This window comes from Streptomyces sp. NPDC001351 (assembly GCF_042896045.1).
Lineage (GTDB): Bacteria > Actinomycetota > Actinomycetes > Streptomycetales > Streptomycetaceae > Streptomyces.
This window is the reverse complement of record NZ_JBIAWS010000011.1, coordinates 276,147-300,087: the sequence shown is the minus strand read 5'-3', so window position 1 is coordinate 300,087 and position 23,941 is coordinate 276,147. Positions and strand designations below refer to the sequence as shown.

Below are 23,941 nucleotides of genomic sequence, written 5' to 3'. Positions count from 1 at the left end.
GGGAGGCTCGCCCATGGGCGGACGCTCACACCTTTCATCAGAGGGCCGGAAGGGATCCGGATACGGTCCTCCAATAGTAAAGGATCGGCAAAGATGGTCAGGGTGTGAGGTGCTTCACCCACCGCCGCCAGTGCTCCTCCGGCGTGTACCCGGCCGCCCGCCAGGCATGCTGCCCGGTCTCATTGCGCACCAGCACCATCGCGTCCCCGCGCCGTCCCCCGAGCCGTACGAACCGTTCCTCGGCCGCGGCCAGCAGCGCCGAGCCGATGCCCTGGCGGCGGCGGTCCGGATGCACCGCGAGGCGGTACAGATGGCAGCGCCAGCCGTCGAAGCCCGCGATCACCGTGCCGACGAGTTCCCCGCCCCGCTCGGCCAGAATCAGCGCCTCGGGGTCCCGGGAGACCAGCCGCTCCACGCCGTCCCGGTCGTCGCTGATGCTCGTCCCTTCGGCGGCCACTTTCCAGAAGGCGAGGACGGTGTCGAGGTCCGCGGCCGTCGCGGCCCGAATCTGCAGATCGGTCATACGGAGATCCCAGCACGCACGCCCGGCCCGGACCCGGAATTCCAGCATCCGGACGGACAGGACGGTCAGTGTCCGCCGAGTTCCGCGACGACCGGCGCGAACGCCTCCATGTACGCCTCCAGGACCGTCAGATACGTGAAGCCGTACCGCTCGCGCTGGGCCAGCACCTGAGCGACGATCTGGTCCACCGTGCCGACGAGCAGGATCGGCAGCTCCAGCGCCCCCTCCACGGTCGCTCCGGGCACCTGTTCGACGAACGGCCGGACCGCGGCGGCACGATCGTCGGTCACGATCACGTGCTGGATGAGCAGGTTCAGTTCGGCCGGCTCCTTGCGGCCCTCGGCCAGCCGCCGGTAGCGCGCCACGCTCTCCTCGAGTGCTGCGGCCCCGACCGGCAGCAGCTGCCCCGTGGTGCTGCCCGGCACCAGGCGCGCACCCGTGAAGGCCGCGATGTCCGCGTGCTCGGCGGTGAGCCGCAGGATCCGGTCGCCGTTGCCGCCGATCAGCAGCGGCACCCGCCGCGAGTCGGGGAGTTCGTCGGAGCCGAGCAGCCGGTCCAGCTCCTCGATCGTGCGCTGCAGATGGTCCACGCGCTCCCGGGGAGAGCCGAACGGCAGCCCCGCCCGGTCGTGCTCGGCCCGTACGTAGCCGGTGCCGAGGCCCAGTTCGAGGCGGCCTGAGGTCAGGGCGTCCGTGGTGGCCACCTCGCGGGCGAGCAGCGTGGGGTTCCAGAAGCCCGCGTTGAGTACGGCCGTGCCCAGCCGCGGCCGTTCGGTGACCGCGGCCGCGGCGACCAGCGCCGGGAACGGCGCGACCATGCCGAGGTGGTCGGGGACCTGGATCACGTCGTAGCCGAGTTCCTCGGCGCGGCGGCACCTGGCCTGCCACTCCTCGGCGGGCGCGGGGTCGAGCAGGTTGACACCGAAACGGAACGGACGCGGCATGAACTCTCCTCACCGACAAGGGACTTGAGCGTCGGCCGCGATTCCATCACTCGTGCGCGATGGCCGCCAGTACATTCATGCGGGATGCACGCAACGCGGGCAGCAGTGCCGCCACGATGCCCACCACCGCGGAGCCGATCACCACCGCGACGATCGTGGTCCACGGGATCGCGAGGACCTTCATGCCCTGCAGCGCCAGGACCTGCTGGGTGCACACACCCCACACGAGACCGAGAGCCAGCCCGAGCACCGCGCCGAACACCGCGATCACCACCGACTCCAGCCGGATCATCCGGCGCAGCTGCCGCCGGGCGAGTCCGATGGCCCGCAGCAGCCCGATCTCCCGGGTCCGCTCCACCACCGACAGGGCGAGGGTGTTGACCACGCCGAGCACCGCGATGATGATCGCCAGCCCCAGCAGCGCGTACACCAGATAGAGCAGCACGGCGATCTGGTCGTGCACCAGCGTCTTGTAGTCGGCCTCGTTGCGGACCTGGACCTGCGGATACGGCTCGAGCGTGTGCTCCAGGCCCTTGCGCAGCTGGTCGGCGCTCGTGCCGGAGGCCTTGTTGACGTACAGCGCGGAGTCCTGTCCGCCGGGCACGTACTTCTCGACCGTCGCGATGCCGAAGAACAGCCCGCCCTGCATGCCGAAGCCCTCGGCCTGGTCCTGGTCGGTGAGGGCGCCGACCTTCAGCTCGGTCCTGCGGCCGGCCGGGAACTCGACGGGGATGGTGCTGCCGATCCTGACGTCGTGCTTCTTCGCGAACTTGACGTCCATGCCGATGCTGCCGCCCGCCAGTGCCGCCGCCGAGTTCCCGGCCGCGTACGTCACGTGTGCGACGTCGTCGACCTTGCCGTCGTAGCCCGCCGCGGTGGTCTCGATGCGCTTGCCGTCCGGGAGCCGTACGGCCACCGGTGCGAACCGCTGCCGTACGACGAGGCCGACGCCCCGCGTGGCGCGGACCTTGTCGGTGACTTCCTTGCTGAAGGGCACGAAGTTGGTGTTCTGGACGATGAAGTCGGCGCCCAGCGTCTTGTCGATCTGCTGGTCGAAGGACTTCGACATGGAGGCGCTGGCCACGGACATACCGCCGACGAGCGCGAGGCCCACCATGAGGGCGGCGGCGGTGGCCCCGGTACGGCGCGGGTTGCGCAGGGCGTTGCGCTGGCTCATGCGGCCGATCGAACCGAACAGGGCGGGGAAGGCCGCACCCAGGACCCGGATGACGGGGCGGACCAGCAGCGGTCCCGCGATCACCGTCGCGATCAGGGTCAACACGACGCCGAGCCCCAGCAGCGAGGCCGACGAGGCGGTCCTCGTCGCCGTGGCGCAGCCGACCAGGGCCGCCGCGCCGAGCGCTCCCACGACCGAGCCGACGATCGCCCGCGTCCTGAGCGGCTTGCCGATCCCGGCGATCTCGGCGTCGGCGAGCGCGGCCATCGGGGAGACGGTCGCCGCGCGCCGGGCCGGCAGATACGCGGCCACGAACGTGACGCCGACGCCGACGACGTACGCGGCCACGGGGGTTCCCCACCCGACGACCATCTCCGTGGTCTTGAGGTTCATCCCGAACACGCTCATCAGCTTGATCAGCCCGGCCGCGAGCCCGATGCCCGCCGCCAGGCCCAGCGTCGAGCCGACCAGGCCGAGCAGGATCGCCTCGGTGAGCACGGACCGCCGCACCTGCCGCCGGTCGGCGCCGAGCGCCCGCAGCAGACCCAGCTCCCGGGTGCGCTGGGCGATGAGCATGGAGAAGGTGTTGACGATCAGGAAGATGCCGACCAGGACGGCGATCCCGGCGAAGCCGAGCATCACGTACTTGATGACGTCGAGGAAGCCGCCGAGGTCCGAGGCGGCCGACTTGGCCTGCTCGTCGGCGGTCTTCACGTCATAGGCGCCGGTGTCGACCACGGCCGCCACACGGCTCTTGAGCTGGGCGTCGCTCACGCCCTTCGCCGCGTTGGCCTGGATGCTGGTGGCCTTGCCCGCCGAACCGAGCAGCTGGGTCGCCGCCGTCTTCGGGTCGAGGAAGACCAGGGCCGCGCCCGGGTTGGTCGTGGTGAAGGTGGCGATACCGACGACCCTGACCCTGAAGGTGCCCGGCTGGGCGAGCACGGTCAGGGTGTCGCCGATCCTCACGTGCTTCTTGTCGGCGGTGTCGGCGTCCAGGAGTGCCTGGCCGCCGCCCTGCGGGGCGTGGCCCGAGGTCAGTTTCACCGGGCTGCGGTCGGTGAGGTACCAGTCGGAGGCGATGGTGGGCGCCCCGGTGGTGGGGCCGACCGACTTGTTCCTGCTGTCGACGACGGTGATGTTCTGGACACTGACGTCCGCGTGGGTCGAGGCGACCCCGTCGACCTTCGCCACCCGCGCCGCGAGCGAGGCGGGCACCGTCTCGGCCGCGCCGGTCGGCACCCGGGACTTGAGGTCCTGCTTCGGCTCCACGGTCACATCGGCGGAGGTGGAGTGGAAGAGCCGGTCGAAGGTGCGGGTGACCGTGTCGGAGAAGATCAGGCTGCCCGCGACGAACGCCACGGACAGGATGATCGCCAGCGCGGAGAGCAGCAGCCGCCCCTTGTGGGCGAGGAAGCTGCGGAGTGTCGCCTTGAGCACAGTGTCAGCCCTCCTCGGCGGGAGCGGCGCTCTCGTCGAACTGGCTGCGGATCACGTCGAAACGCTTCATTCGTTCGAGAACCGCCTCCGCCGTCGGGCGCTCCATCTCGTCGACGATCCGTCCGTCGCCGAGGAAGAGCACCAGGTCGGAGTGGGCGGCGGCGCCCGGGTCGTGGGTGACCATGACGACGGTCTGGCCGAGGCTGTCGACGGCCTCGCGCAGGAAGGCGAGCACCTCGAGCCCGGCCCGCGAGTCGAGGTTGCCGGTCGGCTCGTCCGCGAAGATCAGCTCGGGCCGGGAGGCCAGCGCCCGCGCGCACGCCACCCGCTGCTGCTGCCCGCCGGACAGCTGGGAGGGCCGGTGCTTCAGGCGGTCCCGCAGCCCGAGGGTGTCGATGACCTGGTCCAGCCACTTCTCGTCGGGCTTCTTGCCCGCGATGTCCATGGGCAGGGTGATGTTCTCGGCCGCGTTCAGCGTCGGGATGAGGTTGAAGGACTGGAACATGAACCCGATCCGGTCCCGGCGCAGCCGGGTCAGCTCGCGCTCCTTCAGCCCCGTGATCTCCGTGTCGCCGAGCCACACCTGGCCGGCCGACACCGAATCGAGCCCCGCCAGGCAGTGCATCAGCGTGGACTTCCCGGAGCCCGAAGGCCCCATGACCGCGGTGAAGCGGCCGCGCGCGATGTCCACGTCCACCGAGTCCAGGGCCAGCACGGTCGTCTCACCCGAGCCGTAGGCCTTGGTCAGACCGCGGGCGCGGGCCGCGATCCCGTCGGCCGACGCATGGCCGGGGGCATGCTCCGCAGCTGCAGTGGTCAACGCTGCCTCCTCGCTCGCATGGAGTGTCGACTCCTCCGTCCCGGCCGAGAGTAGTGTGATCCCGCCCACACCGGATATCCGCCGAAGGTCCCGGGTGGTCTCCACCGCAGGTCGGGTCCCTGATTCCGATGTAAGGGGCACGCTCCATCCGGGGGAGGAGCTCTTGTCGTGCTAGCACTTCGGCGCTAGCTTTGAAGTATGGCGAAGACCCAGCTGAACGTGAGAGTGGACGAGGGCACGGCCCGTGCCGCCCGCGAGCGCGCCCTGGCCCGCGGCATGAGCGTCAACCGCTACATCGAGGAACTCGTGAGACAGGACACCGGGGAGGTCGGCCAGACGTTCGTCGAGGCCGCCGCCGACTTCATGAAGCAGTACGAGGCGGTCTTCGCCGAGGAGTTCGCCGGCGAGGACGACAGCACGCGCGAAGGTCGCCGCTGATCCCTTGAGCAACCTCAGCATCGATCTCGCCTGGCTTCTCATGCTCGCCGAACAGAAGACGCCCGGAGACCCCCAGGTCACCGACTGGGGCGCCCTCGTCGCGGCCGTCGCGCGCCACGAGGCCGAGATATTCGACGTCCCCGTCTACGACAACCCGCACGCACGCGCGGCGGCACTGCTCCAACTCCTCATGCACATCCCCGCGCTGGAGCGCTCGAACGCACTCTTCGCCTCGGCCGTCGCATACGCCTACCTCGTCGCCAGCGGCCTGCGGGTCACCACTTCGCCGGTGCAGGTGCGCGACCTGGCCCGCCTGGTCAAGAAGGGCAACGCCACGGTGTACGACATCGCGGCGGAGCTGCGCGGCTGGACCCTGTGAGCAGGGAGGTTCAGGTGCCCGCCCCGCCGGGATCCGGCCGCCACGCCGTGCCCAGCACGCAGTACGAGGTGGGCAGTCTCGGCCCCTTCTGCGGCATCAGCATCCGCCGGTAGGGGCCGAGTTCGAACCCGGCCTCGCGCAGCGCGGCGACCGGGTCGCGGGCCAGATGGCAGCCGCCGCTGAGGGGCGGCCACAGCGTGCGGTCCAGGGCGCGCTGGGTGAAGGTCATCGCCGGTCCGCCGCCCCGGCCGTGCTCGAAGAACCGCACCACGCCGCCGGGCCGCAGCACCCGCCGTATCTCCGCGAGCGCCCGCGGCATGTCCCGCACACTGCACAGCACCAGCGAGATCACCACCGCGTCGAAGGCTTCGCTCTTGACGGGCAGTGCCTCCGCGGCACCCGGCGCGACATCCACCGGCACCTCGCAGCGGCGGGCTGCGTCGAGGGCCAACTGCCGCAGCCGGCGCTCCGGTTCGATCGCCACCACCTCCGAGACCGTTCTCGGATAGTGCGCGAAGTTCAGTCCGTTGCCCGCGCCGATCTCGATGACCCGCCCGGACAGACCGGACAGGAGCCGGTCGCGGACGCCGCCCATACCCAGCCGGGTCTCGGCGGTCACACTGATCCGGGCGTAGTACCGGGCGAACAGCGGATGGTGCACGGGATCCCGCGCCGGCTTGGCGGCGCCGGGGGACCGCAGTGGCATGAGGACCTCCTCGGCAGGACGGGCCTACCGCGATTCTCCCCCGGACGGGCCCCGCGCACCCCCGCCGGTTCAGGCGCGGCTCACGAGACGAAGTCGCGCACCTGCTCGTACACGCCGTGGTCGTTGTTCATGTCGGTGTGCGAGATGCAGCCGGCGTCGACGTTGGTCGCGCCGTTCAGGAGCGCCGAGCTGTTCGGGACGACCGCGGCGTCGCAGTCCGACCAGTAGCTCGCGTAGGACACGGCGCCCGGTGTCTCGTCGCCCGAGTTCAGGGCGGTCAGATACGAACTGCCGATCTGCATCTCCTTGCAGGACGTGTACAGCCACGCGCACCACGAGGCGACGGACGTACCGTGGTTCACCCCGGCGACCGAGACGAAGTCGTCCACGTACGCCGTTCCGCCGAGGTTCTTCAGGTAGTAACGGGAGCTGAGCACCCCCATCGAGTGGGCGACGATGTCGACCTTGGACGCACCGGTCTTCGCCAGCACGTTCTCGACCTCGGTGGCCAGCTGCTGCGCGGTGGTGGCGTTGGACTGCCCCCAGTCGTACGACCACGCGTACAGCTCGGAGGACGAGTAGCCGTCCGCCTCGAAGTCCGCGACCCAGTCGTTCCAGCCGCTCGCGTCACCGCTGAGGCCGTGCACGAACACGATCGGGTCGTGGGTCGCCGCCCGAGCGGGGGCGGCGGAGAGGGAGAGGGACAGCAGGAGCGATGCGACCACGGCCGGGAATGCCGTGGCGATACGACGCTTGTGGCGCTGCATGGTGCCTCCTGACGGGGGTGGGGTCGCCAGGAGTGTCGGCTCGGGTCTACGCGCGACGCATCGGCGAAATCGCCGGTCTTTACGGTTCAATTAACTCGCCAGTAACGTCAGTTGAGTGGTGACTCCGGTGAACCCCCCTCCTCTTGACCGCACTTCGCCACCGCGGCGCACGGCGTCCCAGCTTCCCGAGGGCGTCCGCGTACGGGTCCTGCACGCCGTCTACGGTGATCCGCGCGCCGCCGCCGAACTCGTACCGCTGCTGACCGACCGCCAGTCGGCGGGCCTCGACCCGCTCCCGACGCAGCCGTCCGCACTCGCCCCCGGCCTGCTGCGTTCGCACCGCGCGGAGATCCGGGCCCTCCCGGACGACACCCGTCTGCTCCTGCTGCTCGCGGCCGCGGACCAGTACCCGGTCGCCACCCACGCCTTCCTGCGCGCGGTGGCGGCCGTCCGCCTCGACACCCGGCCGCTGGAAGCCGCCGAGACGGCCGGGATCGCACAGGCGGGAGCGGGCGGTGTCGTCTTCCGGGACGCCTGGACGAGGATCGCGGCGTACGAGACGGGCTCCCCGGCGGACCGCCGTGACGTCCACCGACTGCTGGCGCGGGTCCTGCACGGCGCCGGTGAGACACCCCGCCGCTCCTGGCACCGCGGGGCGGGCGCCCTCGGCCCGAGCGCCCGCCTGGCGGCGGAACTGCGCGCCGCGGCGGGGCAGGCCCGCGCCGCCGGCCAACTCACCCTGACCCGCGCTCTGTTGGAACGCGCCGCCACCCTCAGTCCCACCCCGTCCGAACAGTCCCGCCTCCGCGCCCGCGCCGCCACGGCCGCCTGGCACTCGGGCGACGCGGACCGCGCCCGCCGCCTGGCAGCCACCGCGAGACCCGACGACGGACTGACGGGCCTGTTCGCACTCCGGGCGGGGAACGCGACGGAGGCCTTCGACGCGCTGCTGACGGCGGTGGTCGAGGGCGGTGACGGGGAGGACGACCAGGGGAGCGGGAACGGACTGCCGGACGCCCCGAAGAAGCCGCGTGGCGCCGGACAGATGGAGGGCGCGCGAGGCGGTGACGTCGGGCGAACACCGGGACGCGGAGAGCGCGGCGGCGCCGGTGCACCGGGACGGAGCGAACAGGGCGGCGCCGGAGCCCGCCGGCCTGCGGAAGCGGCGGACGCCACGGGGGCGCGGGCCGACCGGCGTGCCGGATCGACACCGCACGGGACGGGAGCGGTTCGTGAGCGCGCGGCCCGGGACTCCGCGCCCGGCGCCCACCTCCTCGCCCGCGCCACCGAAGCCGCCATCTACACCGGTGACCTGCGCCGCTGCCGGGAGGCCGCCGTCGTGGCCGGGCGGCTGGGCATCGCGGCGCCCGGCACCTTGGGCGGGCTCGTCGCCGCTTTTGAGGGGCGGTACGAGGATGCGAGAGGGCTGTTGGAGGCGGCGGCCGGGCGGTGCGGGCCGGGAGGGGACCCCACCCTGCTGGTGCATGCCGGGATCGCCGCGCTGATGCTCGGCGACCACACCCGGGCCGCCACCGCCACCGTCCGGGCGGCCGCCTCGGCCCGGGCGCGGGGCGCCGCCGCCACCGTGGCGCAGGCGCTGGAGTTCCGTGCCTACGCCGACTTCTGGACCGGACGCCCGCAGGCCGGCGCGGCCACCGCCACGGACGCCCTGCGGCAGGCGTACGCCACCGGGCAGGACAACGGCGCGTGCCATCTGCAGGCCGCCCTCGCCATGTTCGCGGCGGTCACCGGCGACGCGGTCACCTGCCGCGAACGCGCCGCCACCGCGCGGTCGTACGCCCTTGCCCGCGGCCTCGGCCTGCCCGCCGCGCTCGCCCAGTGGGCGCTCGCCTTCCTCGACCTCGCCGACGGCCGCTTCGCGGGAGCCGCGGCCCGGCTGCGCGCCCTCGCCGGCTTCGGCCCGGGCCACGGCCACCGCGCCATCCGCCACCTGGCCACCCCGCACTACGTCGAGGCCGCCGTACGCACCGGCGACACCCGCGTCGCCCGGGCCGCGCACGCCGACTACCACCGCTGGGCGAGCGCCGTGCGCAGCAGCGACGACCTGGCCCTCAGCGCCCGCTGCAGCGCCCTGCTCGCGCCCGGGGACGAGGCCGTCGAGCACTACCGCACGGCACTCGACCTGCACGCGCGGGGCGACCGCGACTTCGAACGCGCCCGCACGGAGCTGCTGTTCGGCAGCGCGCTGCGCAGGCTGCGCCGCCGCACGGAGGCCCGCGACCGGCTGTCCAGCGCCCTGGAGGCGTTCGAGTACTTCGGTGCCCCGCACTGCGCGACACAGGCCCGCGCCGAACTCCGCGCGCTGGGTGTTCCCGCCGCCCCCGCGCCCGGACGCACCGACGACCCCGTCACGCGCCTGACGGCCCAGCAGCTCCTGATCGCCCGCATGGCCGCCGACGGCGCCACCAACCGCGAGATCGCCGCCCGCCTCGCCCTCAGCCCCCGCACGATCGACCACCATCTGCGGGGCGTGTTCAGCCGGTTGGGCATCCGCTCACGGATCGACCTGGTGCGGCTGCTGGAGGACGGCGGGCACGCGCCATGACGCCTGCGGGCCGCGAAGTGCCGTCCGCTGAGACGCTCAGCCGGCCACGTAACGGATCTCCGGACGGCGCGGTGAAGTGCCCGTCAGTACATGCGACGTGTCGGGGCAGTCGCGCAGGTGGGCGTCGAAGAAGGCCCGCACGGTGGCCCGTACGCCCTCCCAGCTGGGGGGAGAGGGCCAAACAAGGCGCCGCCAGGTCGGCACCGGCCCGCACCCGAGCGTCAAGGTCCATGGCGGCTGCTGCCGCCGCCCCGCCCCGGGAGTGCCCGAAGGTCCCGGTTCAGCTCGGCCCGGCAGTCCAGCACGAAACGCAGGTCGGCGGCGCGCCCCGCGACCGCTCTGCTCCGGACGTCGTCGTCGCCGTCGGACCGGGAGAGCACGACACTCTCGACGGGGCGATCAGATGCAACTCCACCGCAGACACCGGCGCGGGCCCGGTGGTCCGGCGAGGTGGAGAGGAAGGGAACCGGCCGTCGGCGAAGCGGCGACCGGGGGCGCTGCGGCTCCGGCGACAACTGCTCCGAGGCCACCGGCCGGCAGGACACGGCGAGTTGGGCCAAGGGGAGGCCTTGCGCTCCTTCCGGCTCCTCGTCAAGTCCCGTGGACTGTATGGCACTTGCTTGGTCCGGCCCTGCGGTGGGGCCGCTCCGCAGGTGTCGGCCCGTCCCGCAGCCGTGCCCTTCACCGCACCCGCGGCCCGTGCGCCGACGGCTCACCCGAATGGCGTACATAATGCCAATTCTCATGATTTCAATACAGGCTGTAGCCATGTTCGCGAAATACGCTGCCCTTCGCGAGCGTGTGGACACGCCGCGTCACGACGGTTCACTCCAGGAACGACGAAGGGCGCCGACATGACAGACCCAGACCGCTCCGTGCGGCGTCCGTCCCGGATCGTGCTGGGCTCGCTCGCCGCTGCGGCCGCACTGCTCGCGGCCGGTCTGCCGCAGTCGGCCCCTGCCGCCGCGACGCCGTCCACCTCCGCGCTCACGGCCGCCGCCGCGGACGGCGGTGCTCCGACGGACGACGTCAGCACGCTCTCCACGGGATGGCAGACGCCCTGGGAGATCAAGTTCATGCCGGACGGAAGCTCGGCGCTGGTGACCGAGCGGCTCACCTACCAGGTCTACCGCCTCGACCGGGACGGGCGCAGGACATGGGTCGGCGAAGTGCCGAACACCGTCCCCGAACCCTATGACGACGGCCCCGGCGGCCTGTTGGGTGTCGCCCCTTCCCCGACCTGGAACGGCACGACCGACAAGCAGGTGTTCTTCGTGCACACCACGAGGACCCGGACCCAGGTCGTCAGAATGGACTACGACGGCAGTTCGCTCTCGAACTACAAGGTGGTGCTCGGCGGAATCAAGCGGGTCGGCAACCACAACGGCGGCCAGATCGCCTTCGGCCCCGACGGTTACCTCTACGTCTCCACCGGCGACGCCTACCAGCCGAACCTCGCGCAGGACAAGAAGTCGCTCAACGGGAAGATCCTCCGCATCACCAGGACCGGCGCCGCGGCCCCCGGCAACCCGTTCGGCACCCGCGTCTACAGCTACGGCCACCGCAACCCGGAGGGCCTGGCCTGGGACCGCAGCGGCCGCCTGTGGGAGACGGAGGTCGGCGACCAGACCTGGGACGAGATCAACCTGATCAAACCGGGCGCCAACTACGGCTTCCCCGCCTGCGAGGGCGGCTGTGACGTCAAGGGCATGACCACCCCCAGGGTTGTGTTCCACCCGGAGTGGGGCGTGCCCGCCCAGCTCGTCATCGTGGACAACGTGATCTATGTGACGTCGCTGCGCGGCAAGCGGCTGTGGCGCATCCCGATCGACGAGGACAGCGAGTTCACCGGCACGCCGGTCGACTTCTACCCCGGCCGCTTCGGTCGCCTGCGCGCCATTGCCAAGGTGCCCGGCGCGGACGAACTGTGGGTGGGCACCAGCGACCTCGGATACGGCAAGGACAAAATCCTCCGCGTCTCCCTCAAGTGACCCTCCCTGCACCCCCAGAAACCCCACCGAAGAGGACGTATCACCCATGAACGAAGCCACGGAGCAGCTCAGGCCGGTCGAGCAGATCGCCTCGCAGGACGCGGACGGGGCCGCCTGGCAGACGCCCGCCTACGAGGTCGTCGACACCGCCCTCGAGGTCACCGCCTACTCCCTCAGCTCCCGCTAGCCGGCGCCATGCTGCTGCTGGTACTCGGCACCGCCGCAGGCGGCGGCATCCCCCAGTGGAACTGCGCGTGCTCCGGATGCTCCGGGGCACGCGCCCACCCGGGCCGACGCCGCCGTCATGCCTCCCTCGCCGTACGGACCGACGACGGCCGCTGGTACCTCGTCAACGCGACACCCGACATCGGCGACCAGATCGAAGCCCGGCCCGAACTCCACCCGGGACCGGGCCCCCGGCAGACACCGCTCGCCGGACTGGTCCTCACCGACGCCGAACTGGACCACACCCTGGGCATCGCACGGCTGCGCGAGGCGGACGCCCTCCAGGTGATCTCCACCGCCCCGGTCCGGCGGGCGCTCTTGGAGCGCCTGCACCTTGGCGACGTACTGGCCCCGTACACCTCCCTCACCTGGCGGGAGTTGCCGCCCCGCGGCGCCGAACCGCTGGACCGCGGCGCCTCGGGCCTGCAGATCAGCGGCATCCCGGTCTCGGGCAAGCGCCCGCGGTACGCCGCCGACGCCCCGGACGACGACGCATGGGTCGTGGCGCTGCGCCTGTACGACCCGGCCTCCGGCGCCACCGCGCTGTACGCACCCGCCCTGGCCGCCTGGCCGGACCGCTTCCAGCAGGCTGCCGCCGAGTCCGACTGCGTCATCGTGGACGGCACCTTCTGGGACGACGAGGAGCCCCGCCGCACGGGCATCTCCGAACGCACCGCCACCGGCATGGGCCATCTGCCCATCGAGGGACCGGACGGAACCGCCGAACGCCTGGCCCGCCTCTCCGCCCGGTGCCTCTACACCCACCTCAACAACACCAACCCCCTCGTCGACCCGGCCGCGCCCCAGCACAAGCGGCTCGCACGGCTGGGCCTCGAGGTGGCGTACGACGGGATGGTGATCGACCTATGAGCACGACAGCACTGAATACGACCGCACGGAACACGGCACCCGACCCGCTCGCGGAGCCCTGGCGCCCCGCCGAGTTCGAGGCACGGCTGCGCGCGGTGGGGGAGGAGCGGTACCACGACAGCCACCCCTTCAACCTCCGTATGCACAGCGGTGATCTCAGCCAGGACGAACTCCGCCGCTGGATCGTCAACCGCTTCCACTACCAGCGCCACATCCCCGTCAAGGACGCCCTGATCACGGCCAAGCTGGACACCCCGGTACTGCGCCGGATGTGGCTGCGCCGCATCACGGACCACGACGGGCAGCAGGACCGCGAGGGCGGCCTCGACCGGTGGCTGCGGCTCGGTGAGGCGGCCGGCCTGCCCCGTGAGACGCTGCTCGCCGGCGACGGCGTGCTGCCGGGCGTACGGCTGGCGGTCGACGGATACGTCAACTTCTGCCGGCTGCGCACGCCCCTCGAAGCCGTCGCCGCGTCGCTGACCGAACTGTCCGCCCCGGATCTGATGCGCACCCGCATCGAGGCCTTCCAACGCCACTACCGGTGGATCGAACCGCAGGGCCTCGCCTACTTCCGCACCCGGGTCTCCCAGGGCCGGCGCGACAGCCGTGAGGCCCTCGACCTGGTGCTCGACTGGGCCCGCAGCCGGGAGGACCAGGAGCGGGCCCTGGCGGCGCTGCGCTTCAAGTGCGACGTCCTGTGGTCGCTGCTGGACGCCGTGGACCAGGCGGGCCGCAGGGAGCAGGGGTGAGCGCGACGTCGGTGACCGACTGGCGGCCCGTGCCGGCACCCGCCGTCCTCCTGCGGCACGACCACACCCGGGACACGGACCTGCTGCTCCTTCCCGAACGTGTCGTCGTCCTGCAGGGCGGGGCCGGCGCGGTCGTCGCCCTGTGCGACGGCGCCCGGAGCGTGCACGACATCGTCGACGAACTGTCCGAACGCTTCCCGGGCGCCCCCGTGGCCACCGACGTCCCTCCCTTCCTCGAACGGCTGCGCCGGGAGGGCTGGCTGCGATGACCCTCACCGATCCGACCGCACCGGCCCCGCCGGCGCCCGCGCCCGCCCGGCCCTGGGCGCTGCTGGCCGAACTCACGCATGCCTGCCCCCTGCACTGCGGGTACTGCTCCAACCCGCTGGAGCTGACCCGGCGTTCACGCGAGCTGACCACCGGGCAGTGGGCGGACGTGATGCGCCAGGCGGGCGAGTTCGGCGTGGTCCACACCCATCTCTCGGGCGGTGAGCCCCTGTTGCGCCGGGACCTGGAGCAGATCGTCGCCGCGGCCGAGGCCGCCGGGATCTACACACAGCTGGTCACCAGCGGTGTGGGCCTGGACCGGGAGCGGCTCGCCGCGCTCACCGCCGCCGGGCTGCGCAGCGTCCAGCTGTCCGTCCAGCACGCCGACCCGCGCGCCTCGGACCGGATCGCCGGACGCCGTTCCTTCGGCGAGAAGGAACGGGCCGCCGCACTCGTACGGGCTGCGGGCCTGCCTCTGGGCCTCAACGTCGTCCTGCACCACGAGAACCTCGACGCCGTCGACGCCGTCGTCGAACTGGGCCTGTCCTGGGGTGTGGACCGCATCGAACTGGCCAACGCGCAGTTCTACGGCTGGGGCCTGCTCAACCGCGCCGCCCTGCTCGCCACGCGCGAGCAGCTCGCCCGGGCCCGGGACGCCGTCGAGCGGTGGCGCCGGCGGCTCACGCCGGACGGCCCCGAGCTGGTCTGGGTCGTCCCCGACTACTTCGACGGTGCGGCCAAGCCGTGCATGGGCGGCTGGGGCGTGATCTCGCTCACCGTCGCCCCGGACGGCACGGTGCTGCCCTGCCCGGCCGCGGCCTCGCTGCCGGACCTGGACCCGCCGAACATCAGGGACCATCCGCTGGCTTGGATCTGGGACCACTCCCCGGCCTTCAGGCGCTACCGCGGCACCGACTGGATGGCCGACCCCTGCCGCAGCTGTTCCCGCCGAGAGGAGGACCACGGCGGGTGCCGCTGCCAGGCATACGCCCTCACGGGCGACGCATCCCGCACGGACCCCGCCTGCCGGCTCTCCCCCGACCACGCCCTGATCCGCGCACTGACGCACGACAGCACCAACGGCCGACCGGCCATCAGGCGGCGGGCACCGGTCCGACCCGGGATCGCGCGGCAGCTGCCCTGATCCAGGCGTGAGCACGGGCCGACGACTATGTTGACCCCATGTACTCGGCGCAGGTCTCACGGCATGTGCAAGCCCCGCCTTCGGCGGTCTACCGGGCTCTGCTGGACGCGGACGCGATCGCCGAATGGCGCGTGCCGGACGGCATGAGCAGCCACGTGCACGCATTCGACGCGCGCGAAGGCGGGCGATTCCGCGTCTCGCTCACCTACGACGCGCCGGTCGGCACCGGCAAGTCGGCCGCGCACACCGACACCTACCACGGCCATTTCGCGAAGCTCGTACCGGACGAGCAGGTCGTCGAGGTGCTCGAGTTCGAGACCGCGGACCCCGCGCTGCGGGGCACGATGACGATGACCACCACGCTCACCGCCGCGGACGGCGGCACCGACGTCCTCGTCGTGCACGAGGGGATCCCCGACGCCGTGCCCGCCGCCGACAACGAGACCGGCACGCGCATGGCCCTGGCGAACCTCGCGCGGCTCGTCGAGGCGGACGAGCGCTCCGGCTGAGTCAGCGGGTCAGCGGCTCTACGGCGCCTCCCGGCCCCGGAACTCCTCCGCGTCCCAGGTCCCGTCCAGCCGCGGTGCCAGCCAACTCGGAGCGTTCGTGCGGAAGCCGGCGGGTGGCAGCGAGCCCGCTCCGGCGGGCAGGGCGCCCAGGAGCGGTGCGTCGGCCACCTCCGGCAGGTCCGCCACGTTGCAGCGGGAGGCGAGGTCGGGGGAGTCGGGCCAGCTGCCGATCACGATCCCGGCCAGGCCGAGCCGGCGGGAACGGAGTTCACGCGCGGTCAGCTCCGTCGTGTTCAGCGTGCCCAGGCCGGCCGACGCCACCACCAGCACCGGCGCCTTCAGCAGCTCCGCCGCGTCCGCGAGCGTCCCGCCCGCCGGGTCGAAGCGGACGAGCAGCCCGCCCGCACCCTCGACCAGCACCAGGTCGTGCTCGGTGGCCAGCTTGGCCGCGGCCTCGGCGACCGCCTGGGGGCGCACCGGGGGCATACCGGCTCGCCGGGCCGCCGTGCCCGGCGCCAACGGCTCGGGATAGCGGGCGATTTCGGCCGCCGTCACGGCACCCGCGAGCCGGGCGACCTCGGCGGCGTCCCCGGGCTCGTCCGGCCCCACGCCCGTCTGCGCGGCCTTCAGCACGGCCACCGACCGGCCGGCCCTGAGGGCGCAGGCGGCGACCGCGGCGGTCGTGACCGTCTTGCCGACCTCCGTGCCGGTGCCCGTGATCACCAGGATCGTCATGCTGTGCTCATCCCTCTCGCGCCGCCGCGCACACCGCGCGCGCGATCCGTGCCACGTCGGCGTCCCCGGTGACGTACGGCGGCATCGTGTAGATCAGATCGCGGAACGGCCGCAGCCACACGCCCTCGCGCACGGCCGCGTCCGTCGCCGCCTTCATGTCGACGGCGTGGTCCAGCTGCACGACTCCGATGGCGCCGAGGACGCGTACGTCCCGTACGCCCGGGAGGTCGACAGCCGGTGCCAGCCCCTCCCGCAGTCCCGTCTCGATCCGTTTGACCTCGCCGAGCCAGTCCTGGCCGAGCAGCAGCTCGATCGAGGCACAGGCGACGGACGCGGCCAGGGGATTGCCCATGAAGGTCGGGCCGTGGGCCAGCACCGGCACCTCGCCCTGCGAGATGCCGTCGGCCACGCGGGATGTGCACAGCGTCGCCGCCATCGTCATATAACCGCCGGTCAGCGCCTTGCCCACGCACATCACGTCCGGCGTCACGGCCGCGTGGTCGGCCGCGAACAGGGCGCCCGTGCGGCCGAACCCGGTCGCGATCTCGTCGAACACCAGCAGCACGTCATGCGCGTCGCACGCCTCGCGCAGCACCCGCAGATACGCGGGGGAGTGGAAGCGCATCCCGCCCGCGCCCTGCACCACCGGCTCGACGATCACGGCGGCCAGTTCGCCGGCGTGCCGCTCGATCGCCGAGCGCAGCTGCTCCGCGTACGACTCCTCGTAATCGGCCGGGGGCGCGTCGACGAACACCTGGCGCGGCAGTACCCCGCTCCACAGTTCGTGCATCCCGCCCTCGGGGTCGCACACCGACATCGGCTGCCAGGTGTCGCCGTGATAGCCGCCGCGCCACGTCAGCAGCCGCTGTTTGCCGGGGCGGCCCAGTGAACGCCAGTACTGCAGGCACATCTTGGCCGCGACCTCGACCGACACCGACCCGGAGTCGGCGAGGAAGACATGCTCCAGACCGTCGGGCGACATGCCGACAAGGTGCTGTGCGAGCCGGACGGCGGGCTCGTGGGTGAGCCCGCCGAACATCACATGGCTCATCCGGCCGAGCTGCTCGCGCGCGGCCTCGTTGAGCACCGGGTGGTTGTAGCCGTGGATGGCCGACCACCAGGACGCCATGCCGTCGACCAGCTCGCCCGAGCCGTCCGCGAGCCGCAGCCGCACCCCGCTCGCCGACTCCACGACGAGCGGTTCGACCCGGCCCGGCATCGGCCCGTACGGATGCCAGACATGCCGCCGGTCGAGCTCGAGCAGCTCGGAGACGGGCAGGTCAGGCATTGGGCGCGAGGTCCGTGCCGACGCCGCGGTGGCGCATGGCGACCAGGTCGGTGCGGGGCTCGGCCGAGGGCGCCGGGGCAGCCGTACCGCAGACACCGCCGTCCGCGTGCGAGCCGCAACCGGAACCGTCGTGGGAGCCGCAGCCGCCGCCCGACGTGACCCGGTGCTCCGGCAGCGTCACCTCGCCGGCGCCCTCCACCTCGAAGCCGGCGTCCGCGATCATCTCCAGGTCGGCCTTGCCGGCCTGGCCCTCACTGGTCAGGTAGTCGCCGAGGAAGATCGAGTTGGCCAGGTTCAGCGCCAGCGGCTGCATGGTGCGCAGATGGACCTCGCGGCCGCCGGCGATGCGCACCTCGACGTCCGGGCACACGAACCGCACCATCGCCAGGATCCGCAGGCAGCGCTGCGGGGTGAGGTGCCACTCCTTGGCGAGGGGGGTGCCCTCCATCGGGATCAGGAAGTTCACCGGCACCGAGTCCGGGTCCAGCTCGCGCAGCGAGAAGACCACGTCCACCAGGTCCTCGTCGCTCTCGCCCATGCCCGCGATCAGACCGGAGCAGGCGGACAGACCGGCCGCGTGCGCCTTGGTCACGGTGTCCACCCGGTCGGCGTACGTGTGCGTGGTCGTGATGTCCCCGTACGTCGCCTCGGACGTGTTCAGGTTGTGGTTGTAGGCGTCCGCGCCCGCCTCGCGCAGCCGCTCTGCCTGTCCGTCGGAGAGCAGACCGAGACAGGCGCACACCTCGACGCCCTCGTTCTGCTCCTTGATCGCCTTGATGGTGCCGGCGACCCGGTCCACGTCCCGGTCGGTCGGCCCGCGCCCGGACGCCACCAGGCACACCCGCTTGGCGCCGCCCGCAAGCCCGGCCGCCGCGGCCTGCGAGGCCTCGTCCGGCTTGATCCAGGTGTACTTCAGGATGTCGGCCTTGGAACCGAGCCGCTGGGAGCAGTACGAGCAGTCCTCCGGACACAGTCCGGACTTCAAGTTGACGAGGTAGTTGAGTTTCACCCGTCGGCCGAACCAGTGCCGGCGCACCTTTCCGGCCGCGGCCACCACATCGAGCACGTCGTCGTCGGAAGTGGCGAGGACGGCCAGAGCCTCTTCACGGGTCGGCAGCTCGCGCCGAAGCCCCTTGTCCACCAGCGTGTTCAGCAGGTCCATGAGAGCCGATCCTGTCCTACGGAAGCGCTCCCGGCCAAGGAGAGATTGAACAACAGGGACACTTCGTCGTGTGTGTATTGCCACACCATGGGGTGCGGCCGGTCCGGCTAGTGTCTGTTCACTGCCTACAAAAGCCCGGAGGAGCCATGGCGTTCGGCTGGATCGACGAACAGGCGCGGCAGCGCCGCCGCGCCGGACTCGTACGGACCCTGCGCCCGCGCCCGGCCGACTCCCCGCTGTTGGACCTCGCGAGCAACGACTACCTGGGGCTGGCCCACCATCCGGCCGTCGCCGAGGGAGCGGCGGTGGCCGCGCGGACCTGGGGCGGCGGCTCGACCGGTTCGCGACTGGTCACCGGTACGACGGAACTCCACACCGAGCTGGAGCACGAGCTGGCCGGCTTCTGCGGCTTCGAGGCGGCACTCGTCTTCTCCTCCGGCTACGCGGCCAACCTCGCCGCGGTCACCACGCTCGCCCCGCACGGCTCGCTGATCGTCTCCGACGCGGGCAACCACGCCTCCCTCATCGACGGCTGCCGGCTGGCCCGGGGCACCACCCAGGTCGTGGGACACGCCGACCCGGAGTCGGTGCGCAAGGCGCTGCAGACACACGAGGACAACGCCGCAACGGCGGTCGTCGTCTCCGACACGGTCTTCTCGGTCGACGGCGACGCCGCCCCGCTGGCCGAACTGGCCGCCGTCTGCCGGGAGCGCGGAGCGGGACTGCTGGTCGACGACGCGCACGGCCTGGGCGTCCTCGGTGACGGCGGCCGCGGAGCCCCGCACGCGGCGGGCCTCGCGGGCGCCGACGACGTCGTCGTGACCGCCACGCTGTCCAAGTCGCTGGGCAGCCAGGGCGGAGTCGTCCTCGGCCCCGCCCGGGTCATCGACCACCTCGTCAACGCGGCCCGCACCTTCATCTTCGACACGGGCCTCGCCCCCGCCGCGGCGGGGGCGGCCCTGGCGGCACTGCGACTGCTGCGCCGCGAGCCGGAGCGTGCGGCACGCGCGCGTGCGGTCGCCGCCGAACTGCACGCACGCCTGACCGCCGCGGGTCACGAGGCGGTACGCCCGGACGCCGCGGTGGTCTCCGTGCGTGCTCCGTCCCCGGAGGGGGCCGTGCAGTGGGCGGCCGGCTGCCGTACGGCAGGCCTCGCCGTGGGCTGCTTCCGTCCTCCTTCCGTGCCCGACGGCATCTCAAGGCTCAGGCTGACCGCGCGCGCGGACCTCTCCGAGGCGCAGATCGAACACGCTGTACGTGTGATCGGCGAGACGCGACCATGAGTCGGCGTGACACGGCCGTGTGCCGCACGATGCGGAACTGATCGGAGCTGATCAGGACCGATCGGGACTGATCAGGACCTGAATGCGGCTGTGAAGTCCGTCCAGCTCTCGGGGGAGAGGAGCAGGGCGGGCCCGGCCGGGTCCTTGGAGTCGCGCACGGCGAGCAGCCCGGCCCAGGGGCCGGAGCGCGGCCGTGCCGTCTCGACGCAGTTGTTCGCGCCGGTGCTGTAGCTGCTGCGCAGCCACTGCACGTCGTGCAGATCGGTACTGGAAGGTACGTTCCGAGGCAGAGCGGACATGGTGCCTCCTTACGCGCCGTCACCTATCCCGGCGATGTAATCCAACGAGTCCTCGGGCGAAAGGGCGTGGAACTGAAGGGCGTTGAAGGCCTCGGTGTAGGCCCGGAGGTCTTCTTTCCGTTCGAGGTAGAGGCTACTCGTCAAGTGGTCGAGAACAACCACGTCCAGATCAGAAGTGCTCGAAAATGAGAAGATTACGAAAGGCCCGGTGACGCCGACATGCGCTCCGGCGGCGAACGGCAATACCTGAAGCCGTACTTGAGGCAGCCGGGCCGCCTCCAGGAGCCGCTCGAGCTGCTGCTCCATGACGTCGGGGCCGCCGATCTCCCGGCGCAGCACCGCCTCGTCCAGTACCGCGCTCAGCTTCAGCGGAGGATCCGAACGCAACACGTCCTGCCTGGCCAGCCGCACCTCGACCAGGGCGTCCAGCCGCTCGTCGTCCAGGCCGCCGACCGCCGCCCGGGTCACCGCACGCGCATAGGCGGGCGTCTGCAGCAGGCCGGGGACGACGGATGTCTCCAGCGTGCTCATCGCGCTCGCCTGGGACTCCAGGCTGATGAAATCGCGGTAGGTCGGCGGCAGTACCCCGCGATAGGCGTGCCACCAGTGATGCCGACCGCCGCCCTCGTCGGAACCCGCCAACACCAGCAGCAATTCACGGAGTTGGGCGTCCGCCACGGCGTAGGCGTCCAGAAGTAACCGCACATCGGCCGGTTTCACCCCGCTGGCGCCGGTCTCGATCCGGCTCACCTTCGACTGGTGCCAGCCCACGAGCCGGGCGGCCTCACCGCTGGTGAGCCCCGCGCTCGTGCGCAACGCACGCAGTTCGGCGCCCAGTTTCCGGCGGCGCACCGCGGGACCGTGTTGCATGCGCTTCTCCTTACTCCTTCCGTGCCACCCAAATACGGTCTCTCGTCGTAGAGTTCACCGCTTTGAGCGACAGATATATGCATATCTTGGTGGATCGCCACCCGTGACGGGCGCGGTAATGGCAGTCTGGCGACGAAGCACCAGTCCGGGACCGTACTCGAACCATCCGCTCCGTGTCGGACTCCGGTCCCGTGGGAAAGGGACGACCGCGCCATGGCAGACCATTTGGAAGCATCCGTCACTCTGCCGAGCGATCCCGCCTCGGTCTCCGCGGCCCGCGGCTTCGTGGTCGGCACGCTGGCCGAGTGGGGACTGCCGGCGGACACGGAGGCCGCCGAGACCGTCCGCCTCATCGTCTCCGAACTCGCCACCAACTCCGTACAGCACACCTTCGGTCAGTCACCCACCTTCACGGTGGACATCGAACTCCACCGTGACGAGCAGCTCCGCATCGGTGTCACCGACAGCCACCCCCGCTTCCCCAAGCGCCTGCCCGCCGCCGTGCAGCAGGACAACGGCCGGGGCATGGTGATCATCCGCTGGCTGGCCGCCGAATGCGGTGGCCGACTGCATGTCCGCCCGACCCGCGAGGGCGGCAAGACGGTCACCATCGAACTTCCGTGGACGGTGGCGGCCCAGCCGGTGACGGCAGCGGGGCAGCAGGAGCCGTAGTCGCTCAACCGTGCCCAGCAGCTGCGCCCGGGGCGCTCCGGTGCCGCGTAATGCCCCGCGGGGGCGACGGCATGTCAGGTTGCCGTCGCCCCCGCGGGAGAGTCAGCTGACTCGGCCGTACCAGACGCTGGACGTCCAGATCTTCTGCAGCTTTACGACGTCCCCGGTCTTCGGGGCGTGCCAGATCTTCCCCTTCCCGGCGTAGATGCCCACGTGGTAGACGTTCGAGCCCGAGTGGAAGAACACCAGGTCTCCGGCCTTCCGGCTCTTCGCGGAGATGTGCTCGGTCTTGTTGTACTGCTGGGCCGCCGTACGGGGCAGTATCTTGCCCGCTTTCTTGAACGAGTACAGCGTGAGCCCTGAGCAGTCGAACCGGCGCGGTCCCGAGGCGCCCCACTTGTACGGGGAACCTTTTTTGGAAGCCGCGATCTGCAGTGCCTTCGTCGCCATCGTGGCTGCCGAGGCGTCGGAGGCGACACCCGGGACCACGATGGAGCCGCCCACCGCGGCGATGGTGAGGGCCGAGGCCGTACCGGCCCGGACCATGAGCGACGGGACACGATTGAGCGCAGTCATGCGCAACCCTTCGTCAGCCGCCTGTGAAGGATGACCTGTCGGATTCGGGCTGGCGAAGTTGCCCGGCCGCTGCTGCGGCTTCACCCCAAGGGCTGCTCGACCCGGTCATGGCGTGACCGTTCCGGCGACCCGTCTTGCTTGGGTCCTCCACTCCTGCCGATCCACTCCTGTCGACCGGTCATCCGGGCGGCGGCAGGACTCGGCGTCCGCCCGGATCGCCCCGCCGCTGCGGCGGGGGCTTGTCGTCAGACAGGGATCTTCACCCATACAAGTCCGAAAATCCCAATGGAACCGGGGGTTTGTGTCGTTACTCACCACTCACCCGTTCGGGTGGACACCCCTGTGTTCGGGGGAGGGTTGAGGCCCCCGAGGAGGCTCGGACCAGCACCGGAGCACCAGAAACCGCCCTTGAGTCAGGCGCGTTGCGCAACCCTGACGGTCGCGAAAAAGGAGCCGCGACTACGCCGAATGGGGGTACCTCGTTTGGTCCGTTTGAACTCCGGTCCGGACACTCCGCCGACGGGGCGGAAGGTCCGGACCGGTCGTACACGCGTCAACTGTCGGACTGCGGGGGCACCGTGACCCGGGCGGTGCGCCGCTCCCCGTCCAGCACCCGCAGGGCGCGCCCCAGCGTCGGTGCGTGCAGTTCCGTCTCGCCCCGCTGGTGCATCAGCGCCAGGGCGTCGCGCAGCTGGGCCGCCTTGCTCACCAGTGCCTGCGCGGCCCGCAGCCCGCGGTACGTGTCGCCGTGCTGCGCCGGGTTGATGCGGCCGAGCAGGTCGACCACGTCGAGGTAACGGTCGATCAACTCGCCCTCGGCGCGCGTGAGGGCGGGCAGCGGCGGAAGTTCGGGTGGGAGCACCGGCCGCTCACCGCCCGGTGGGCGGGGCGAGGGTGGCCTTGCGGCTGGGGATGATCCGGTCCACGAGGCCGTATTCCACGGCTTCCTGGGCGTTCAGGATCTTGTCCCGTTCGATGTCCGCGCTGACTTGCTCCGGGCTGCGTCCCGTGTGCCGTACGAGCATCTCCTCCAGCCGGTCCCGCATCCGGCCCAACTCCTCGGCCTGGATGGCCAGATCGCTGGTCTGCCCCTCGATGGGCTCGGCCAGCAGCGGCTGATGGATCACCACGCGCGCGCCCGGCAGCGCGAACCGCTTGCCCGGTGTGCCCGCCCCGAGCAGCACCGCGGCGGACGAGCCGGCCTGCCCCAGGCAGATCGTCTCCACGTCGCAGCCGACGTACTGCATCGTGTCGTAGATCGCCGACATGGCGGTGAACGAGCCGTCGGGGGAGTTGATGTACAGCGAGATGTCCTGGTCCGGGGCCTGGTACTCGAGGTGCATGAACTGGGCCATCACATCGTTCGCCGAGGTGTCGTCGATCGGTGTCCCGAGAAAGACGATCCGCTCCTCCAGCAGCTTGGAGTACGGATCCATCGTCTTGGTACCGGAGCTGGTGCGTTCGGTGAACTCGGGCAGGACGTAACGGGCGGACGGTCGGGTCATTGGTACCCCTCCTTCTGCGTCTGTAAAAAATGTACAGGA

The 23,941-nt window shown here is 71.5% G+C and carries 26 protein-coding genes and 1 riboswitch; of the genes, 12 read left to right on the top strand and 14 right to left on the bottom strand.

The features are described from left to right. Positions 1 to 97: 97 nt before the first annotated feature. From ACFY1U_RS35935 to ACFY1U_RS35920, 4 genes are all read right to left on the bottom strand, one after another. Positions 98 to 523 (bottom strand): GNAT family N-acetyltransferase, encoded by a 426-nt coding sequence (locus ACFY1U_RS35935; RefSeq protein ID WP_390698219.1) that lies wholly within the window; start codon positions 521 to 523, stop codon positions 98 to 100. 65 nt (positions 524 to 588) lie between these two features. Next, entirely contained in the window at positions 589 to 1,467 is an 879-nt protein-coding gene (locus tag ACFY1U_RS35930) for an LLM class F420-dependent oxidoreductase (RefSeq protein WP_390698218.1), read from the bottom strand. 46 nt (positions 1,468 to 1,513) lie between these two features. After that, on the bottom strand, positions 1,514 to 4,081 hold the full coding sequence (locus ACFY1U_RS35925) for an ABC transporter permease (protein ID WP_390698217.1): 2,568 nt from the start codon (positions 4,079 to 4,081) through the stop codon (positions 1,514 to 1,516). A 4-nt stretch (positions 4,082 to 4,085) separates the two neighbouring features. Next, positions 4,086 to 4,901 carry an ABC transporter ATP-binding protein gene (locus ACFY1U_RS35920; RefSeq protein ID WP_390698216.1) on the bottom strand — a complete coding sequence of 272 codons (816 nt, stop codon included), beginning with the start codon at positions 4,899 to 4,901 and terminating at the stop codon, positions 4,086 to 4,088. A gap of 198 nt (positions 4,902 to 5,099) precedes the next feature. Here ACFY1U_RS35920 and ACFY1U_RS35915 point away from each other — a divergent pair, with 198 nt between their 5' ends. Then, positions 5,100 to 5,339: a toxin-antitoxin system HicB family antitoxin gene (locus ACFY1U_RS35915; protein WP_115914075.1), complete on the top strand. Its 240-nt coding sequence runs from the start codon at positions 5,100 to 5,102 to the stop codon at positions 5,337 to 5,339. A gap of 4 nt (positions 5,340 to 5,343) precedes the next feature. Next, positions 5,344 to 5,718: a fic family toxin-antitoxin system, toxin component gene (locus ACFY1U_RS35910; protein ID WP_390698215.1), complete on the top strand. Its 375-nt coding sequence runs from the start codon at positions 5,344 to 5,346 to the stop codon at positions 5,716 to 5,718. Between the two features lie 10 nt (positions 5,719 to 5,728). On the opposite strand, the gene ACFY1U_RS35905 is transcribed toward ACFY1U_RS35910, so the two are convergent. Together ACFY1U_RS35905 and ACFY1U_RS35900 are read right to left on the bottom strand one after the other, a co-directional pair. Next, complete coding sequence (locus ACFY1U_RS35905; protein WP_390698214.1) at positions 5,729 to 6,424, bottom strand: class I SAM-dependent methyltransferase; 696 nt, start codon at positions 6,422 to 6,424, stop codon at positions 5,729 to 5,731. Positions 6,425 to 6,504: 80 nt separating this feature from the next. Next, positions 6,505 to 7,191, bottom strand: coding sequence for an esterase/lipase family protein (locus ACFY1U_RS35900; protein WP_390698213.1), 687 nt, complete (start codon positions 7,189 to 7,191; stop codon positions 6,505 to 6,507). Between the two features lie 118 nt (positions 7,192 to 7,309). On the opposite strand from ACFY1U_RS35900, the gene ACFY1U_RS35895 reads away from it, so the two are divergent. The 8 genes from ACFY1U_RS35895 to ACFY1U_RS35860 all read left to right on the top strand — a co-directional run bounded on the left by ACFY1U_RS35895 (position 7,310) and on the right by ACFY1U_RS35860 (position 15,512). Further along, positions 7,310 to 9,757: a LuxR C-terminal-related transcriptional regulator gene (locus ACFY1U_RS35895; RefSeq protein WP_390698240.1), complete on the top strand. Its 2,448-nt coding sequence runs from the start codon at positions 7,310 to 7,312 to the stop codon at positions 9,755 to 9,757. 854 nt (positions 9,758 to 10,611) lie between these two features. After that, positions 10,612 to 11,748: a PQQ-dependent sugar dehydrogenase gene (locus ACFY1U_RS35890; protein ID WP_390698212.1), complete on the top strand. Its 1,137-nt coding sequence runs from the start codon at positions 10,612 to 10,614 to the stop codon at positions 11,746 to 11,748. A 46-nt stretch (positions 11,749 to 11,794) separates the two neighbouring features. Continuing rightward, the gene (gene pqqA / locus ACFY1U_RS35885) at positions 11,795 to 11,935 is read left to right on the top strand and encodes a pyrroloquinoline quinone precursor peptide PqqA (RefSeq protein ID WP_390698211.1); all 141 of its coding nucleotides are present in this window, start codon (positions 11,795 to 11,797) and stop codon (positions 11,933 to 11,935) included. An 8-nt stretch (positions 11,936 to 11,943) separates the two neighbouring features. Continuing rightward, a complete protein-coding gene (gene pqqB / locus ACFY1U_RS35880; protein ID WP_390698210.1) occupies positions 11,944 to 12,843 on the top strand; it encodes a pyrroloquinoline quinone biosynthesis protein PqqB in 900 nt (299 codons plus the stop codon). After that, positions 12,840 to 13,592, top strand: coding sequence for a pyrroloquinoline-quinone synthase PqqC (pqqC, locus tag ACFY1U_RS35875; RefSeq protein WP_390698209.1), 753 nt, complete (start codon positions 12,840 to 12,842; stop codon positions 13,590 to 13,592). Before pqqB ends, pqqC begins: the two co-directional genes overlap by 4 nt. Further along, the gene (gene pqqD / locus ACFY1U_RS35870) at positions 13,589 to 13,861 is read left to right on the top strand and encodes a pyrroloquinoline quinone biosynthesis peptide chaperone PqqD (RefSeq protein ID WP_390698208.1); all 273 of its coding nucleotides are present in this window, start codon (positions 13,589 to 13,591) and stop codon (positions 13,859 to 13,861) included. The genes pqqC and pqqD overlap by 4 nt, the downstream gene beginning before the upstream one ends. Continuing rightward, positions 13,858 to 15,003, top strand: a complete 1,146-nt coding sequence (pqqE, locus tag ACFY1U_RS35865; protein ID WP_390698207.1) for a pyrroloquinoline quinone biosynthesis protein PqqE — start codon at positions 13,858 to 13,860, stop codon at positions 15,001 to 15,003. Before pqqD ends, pqqE begins: the two co-directional genes overlap by 4 nt. 38 nt (positions 15,004 to 15,041) lie before the next feature. Continuing rightward, a complete protein-coding gene (locus ACFY1U_RS35860) occupies positions 15,042 to 15,512 on the top strand; it encodes an SRPBCC domain-containing protein (RefSeq protein ID WP_390698206.1) in 471 nt (156 codons plus the stop codon). Between the two features lie 18 nt (positions 15,513 to 15,530). Here ACFY1U_RS35860 and bioD read toward each other — a convergent pair whose 3' ends face one another. The 3 genes from bioD to bioB are packed head-to-tail and all read right to left on the bottom strand — an operon-like array spanning position 15,531 to position 18,697. Further along, positions 15,531 to 16,247 (bottom strand): dethiobiotin synthase, encoded by a 717-nt coding sequence (gene bioD / locus ACFY1U_RS35855; RefSeq protein WP_390698205.1) that lies wholly within the window; start codon positions 16,245 to 16,247, stop codon positions 15,531 to 15,533. 7 nt (positions 16,248 to 16,254) lie between these two features. Beyond that, positions 16,255 to 17,535, bottom strand: coding sequence for an adenosylmethionine--8-amino-7-oxononanoate transaminase (locus ACFY1U_RS35850; protein ID WP_390698204.1), 1,281 nt, complete (start codon positions 17,533 to 17,535; stop codon positions 16,255 to 16,257). After that, entirely contained in the window at positions 17,528 to 18,697 is a 1,170-nt protein-coding gene (gene bioB, locus ACFY1U_RS35845; RefSeq protein WP_390698203.1) for a biotin synthase BioB, read from the bottom strand. Before bioB ends, ACFY1U_RS35850 begins: the two co-directional genes overlap by 8 nt. 146 nt (positions 18,698 to 18,843) lie before the next feature. Between bioB and ACFY1U_RS35840 the strand changes: the two genes are divergently transcribed. After that, positions 18,844 to 19,980: an 8-amino-7-oxononanoate synthase gene (locus ACFY1U_RS35840; RefSeq protein WP_390698202.1), complete on the top strand. Its 1,137-nt coding sequence runs from the start codon at positions 18,844 to 18,846 to the stop codon at positions 19,978 to 19,980. 71 nt (positions 19,981 to 20,051) lie between these two features. Here the strand turns inward: ACFY1U_RS35840 and ACFY1U_RS35835 are convergent, their stop codons facing one another. After that, entirely contained in the window at positions 20,052 to 20,279 is a 228-nt protein-coding gene (locus ACFY1U_RS35835; RefSeq protein WP_390698201.1) for a DUF397 domain-containing protein, read from the bottom strand. A 9-nt stretch (positions 20,280 to 20,288) separates the two neighbouring features. Next, on the bottom strand, positions 20,289 to 21,149 hold the full coding sequence (locus ACFY1U_RS35830; RefSeq protein ID WP_390698200.1) for a helix-turn-helix domain-containing protein: 861 nt from the start codon (positions 21,147 to 21,149) through the stop codon (positions 20,289 to 20,291). 213 nt (positions 21,150 to 21,362) lie between these two features. Here ACFY1U_RS35830 and ACFY1U_RS35825 point away from each other — a divergent pair, with 213 nt between their 5' ends. Then, entirely contained in the window at positions 21,363 to 21,821 is a 459-nt protein-coding gene (locus ACFY1U_RS35825) for an ATP-binding protein (protein ID WP_390698199.1), read from the top strand. Positions 21,822 to 21,923: 102 nt separating this feature from the next. Here the strand turns inward: ACFY1U_RS35825 and ACFY1U_RS35820 are convergent, their stop codons facing one another. From ACFY1U_RS35820 to ACFY1U_RS35810, 3 genes are all read right to left on the bottom strand, one after another. Continuing rightward, on the bottom strand, positions 21,924 to 22,397 hold the full coding sequence (locus ACFY1U_RS35820; protein WP_390698198.1) for a C40 family peptidase: 474 nt from the start codon (positions 22,395 to 22,397) through the stop codon (positions 21,924 to 21,926). A gap of 3 nt (positions 22,398 to 22,400) precedes the next feature. Further along, a riboswitch (cyclic di-AMP (ydaO/yuaA leader) is annotated at positions 22,401 to 22,612 on the bottom strand. Positions 22,613 to 22,950: 338 nt separating this feature from the next. After that, positions 22,951 to 23,259: a hypothetical protein gene (locus ACFY1U_RS35815; protein WP_099927190.1), complete on the bottom strand. Its 309-nt coding sequence runs from the start codon at positions 23,257 to 23,259 to the stop codon at positions 22,951 to 22,953. A gap of 7 nt (positions 23,260 to 23,266) precedes the next feature. Next, positions 23,267 to 23,902 (bottom strand): ATP-dependent Clp protease proteolytic subunit, encoded by a 636-nt coding sequence (locus tag ACFY1U_RS35810; RefSeq protein WP_390698197.1) that lies wholly within the window; start codon positions 23,900 to 23,902, stop codon positions 23,267 to 23,269. Positions 23,903 to 23,941: the final 39 nt, after the last annotated feature.

Coding starts and splice junctions, on each gene's coding strand:
- ACFY1U_RS35935 (WP_390698219.1), bottom strand. CDS start 523: ATGACCGATCTGCAGATTCGGGCCGCGACGGCCGCGGACCTCGACACC.
- ACFY1U_RS35930 (WP_390698218.1), bottom strand. CDS start 1,467: ATGCCGCGTCCGTTCCGTTTCGGTGTCAACCTGCTCGACCCCGCGCCC.
- ACFY1U_RS35915 (WP_115914075.1), top strand. CDS start 5,100: ATGGCGAAGACCCAGCTGAACGTGAGAGTGGACGAGGGCACGGCCCGT.
- ACFY1U_RS35905 (WP_390698214.1), bottom strand. CDS start 6,424: ATGCCACTGCGGTCCCCCGGCGCCGCCAAGCCGGCGCGGGATCCCGTG.
- ACFY1U_RS35900 (WP_390698213.1), bottom strand. CDS start 7,191: ATGCAGCGCCACAAGCGTCGTATCGCCACGGCATTCCCGGCCGTGGTC.
- ACFY1U_RS35890 (WP_390698212.1), top strand. CDS start 10,612: ATGACAGACCCAGACCGCTCCGTGCGGCGTCCGTCCCGGATCGTGCTG.
- pqqA (WP_390698211.1), top strand. CDS start 11,795: ATGAACGAAGCCACGGAGCAGCTCAGGCCGGTCGAGCAGATCGCCTCG.
- pqqB (WP_390698210.1), top strand. CDS start 11,944: ATGCTGCTGCTGGTACTCGGCACCGCCGCAGGCGGCGGCATCCCCCAG.
- pqqC (WP_390698209.1), top strand. CDS start 12,840: ATGAGCACGACAGCACTGAATACGACCGCACGGAACACGGCACCCGAC.
- pqqE (WP_390698207.1), top strand. CDS start 13,858: ATGACCCTCACCGATCCGACCGCACCGGCCCCGCCGGCGCCCGCGCCC.
- ACFY1U_RS35860 (WP_390698206.1), top strand. CDS start 15,042: ATGTACTCGGCGCAGGTCTCACGGCATGTGCAAGCCCCGCCTTCGGCG.
- bioD (WP_390698205.1), bottom strand. CDS start 16,247: ATGACGATCCTGGTGATCACGGGCACCGGCACGGAGGTCGGCAAGACG.
- ACFY1U_RS35850 (WP_390698204.1), bottom strand. CDS start 17,535: ATGCCTGACCTGCCCGTCTCCGAGCTGCTCGAGCTCGACCGGCGGCAT.
- bioB (WP_390698203.1), bottom strand. CDS start 18,697: ATGGACCTGCTGAACACGCTGGTGGACAAGGGGCTTCGGCGCGAGCTG.
- ACFY1U_RS35840 (WP_390698202.1), top strand. CDS start 18,844: ATGGCGTTCGGCTGGATCGACGAACAGGCGCGGCAGCGCCGCCGCGCC.
- ACFY1U_RS35835 (WP_390698201.1), bottom strand. CDS start 20,279: ATGTCCGCTCTGCCTCGGAACGTACCTTCCAGTACCGATCTGCACGAC.
- ACFY1U_RS35830 (WP_390698200.1), bottom strand. CDS start 21,149: ATGCAACACGGTCCCGCGGTGCGCCGCCGGAAACTGGGCGCCGAACTG.
- ACFY1U_RS35825 (WP_390698199.1), top strand. CDS start 21,363: ATGGCAGACCATTTGGAAGCATCCGTCACTCTGCCGAGCGATCCCGCC.
- ACFY1U_RS35820 (WP_390698198.1), bottom strand. CDS start 22,397: ATGACTGCGCTCAATCGTGTCCCGTCGCTCATGGTCCGGGCCGGTACG.
- ACFY1U_RS35810 (WP_390698197.1), bottom strand. CDS start 23,902: ATGACCCGACCGTCCGCCCGTTACGTCCTGCCCGAGTTCACCGAACGC.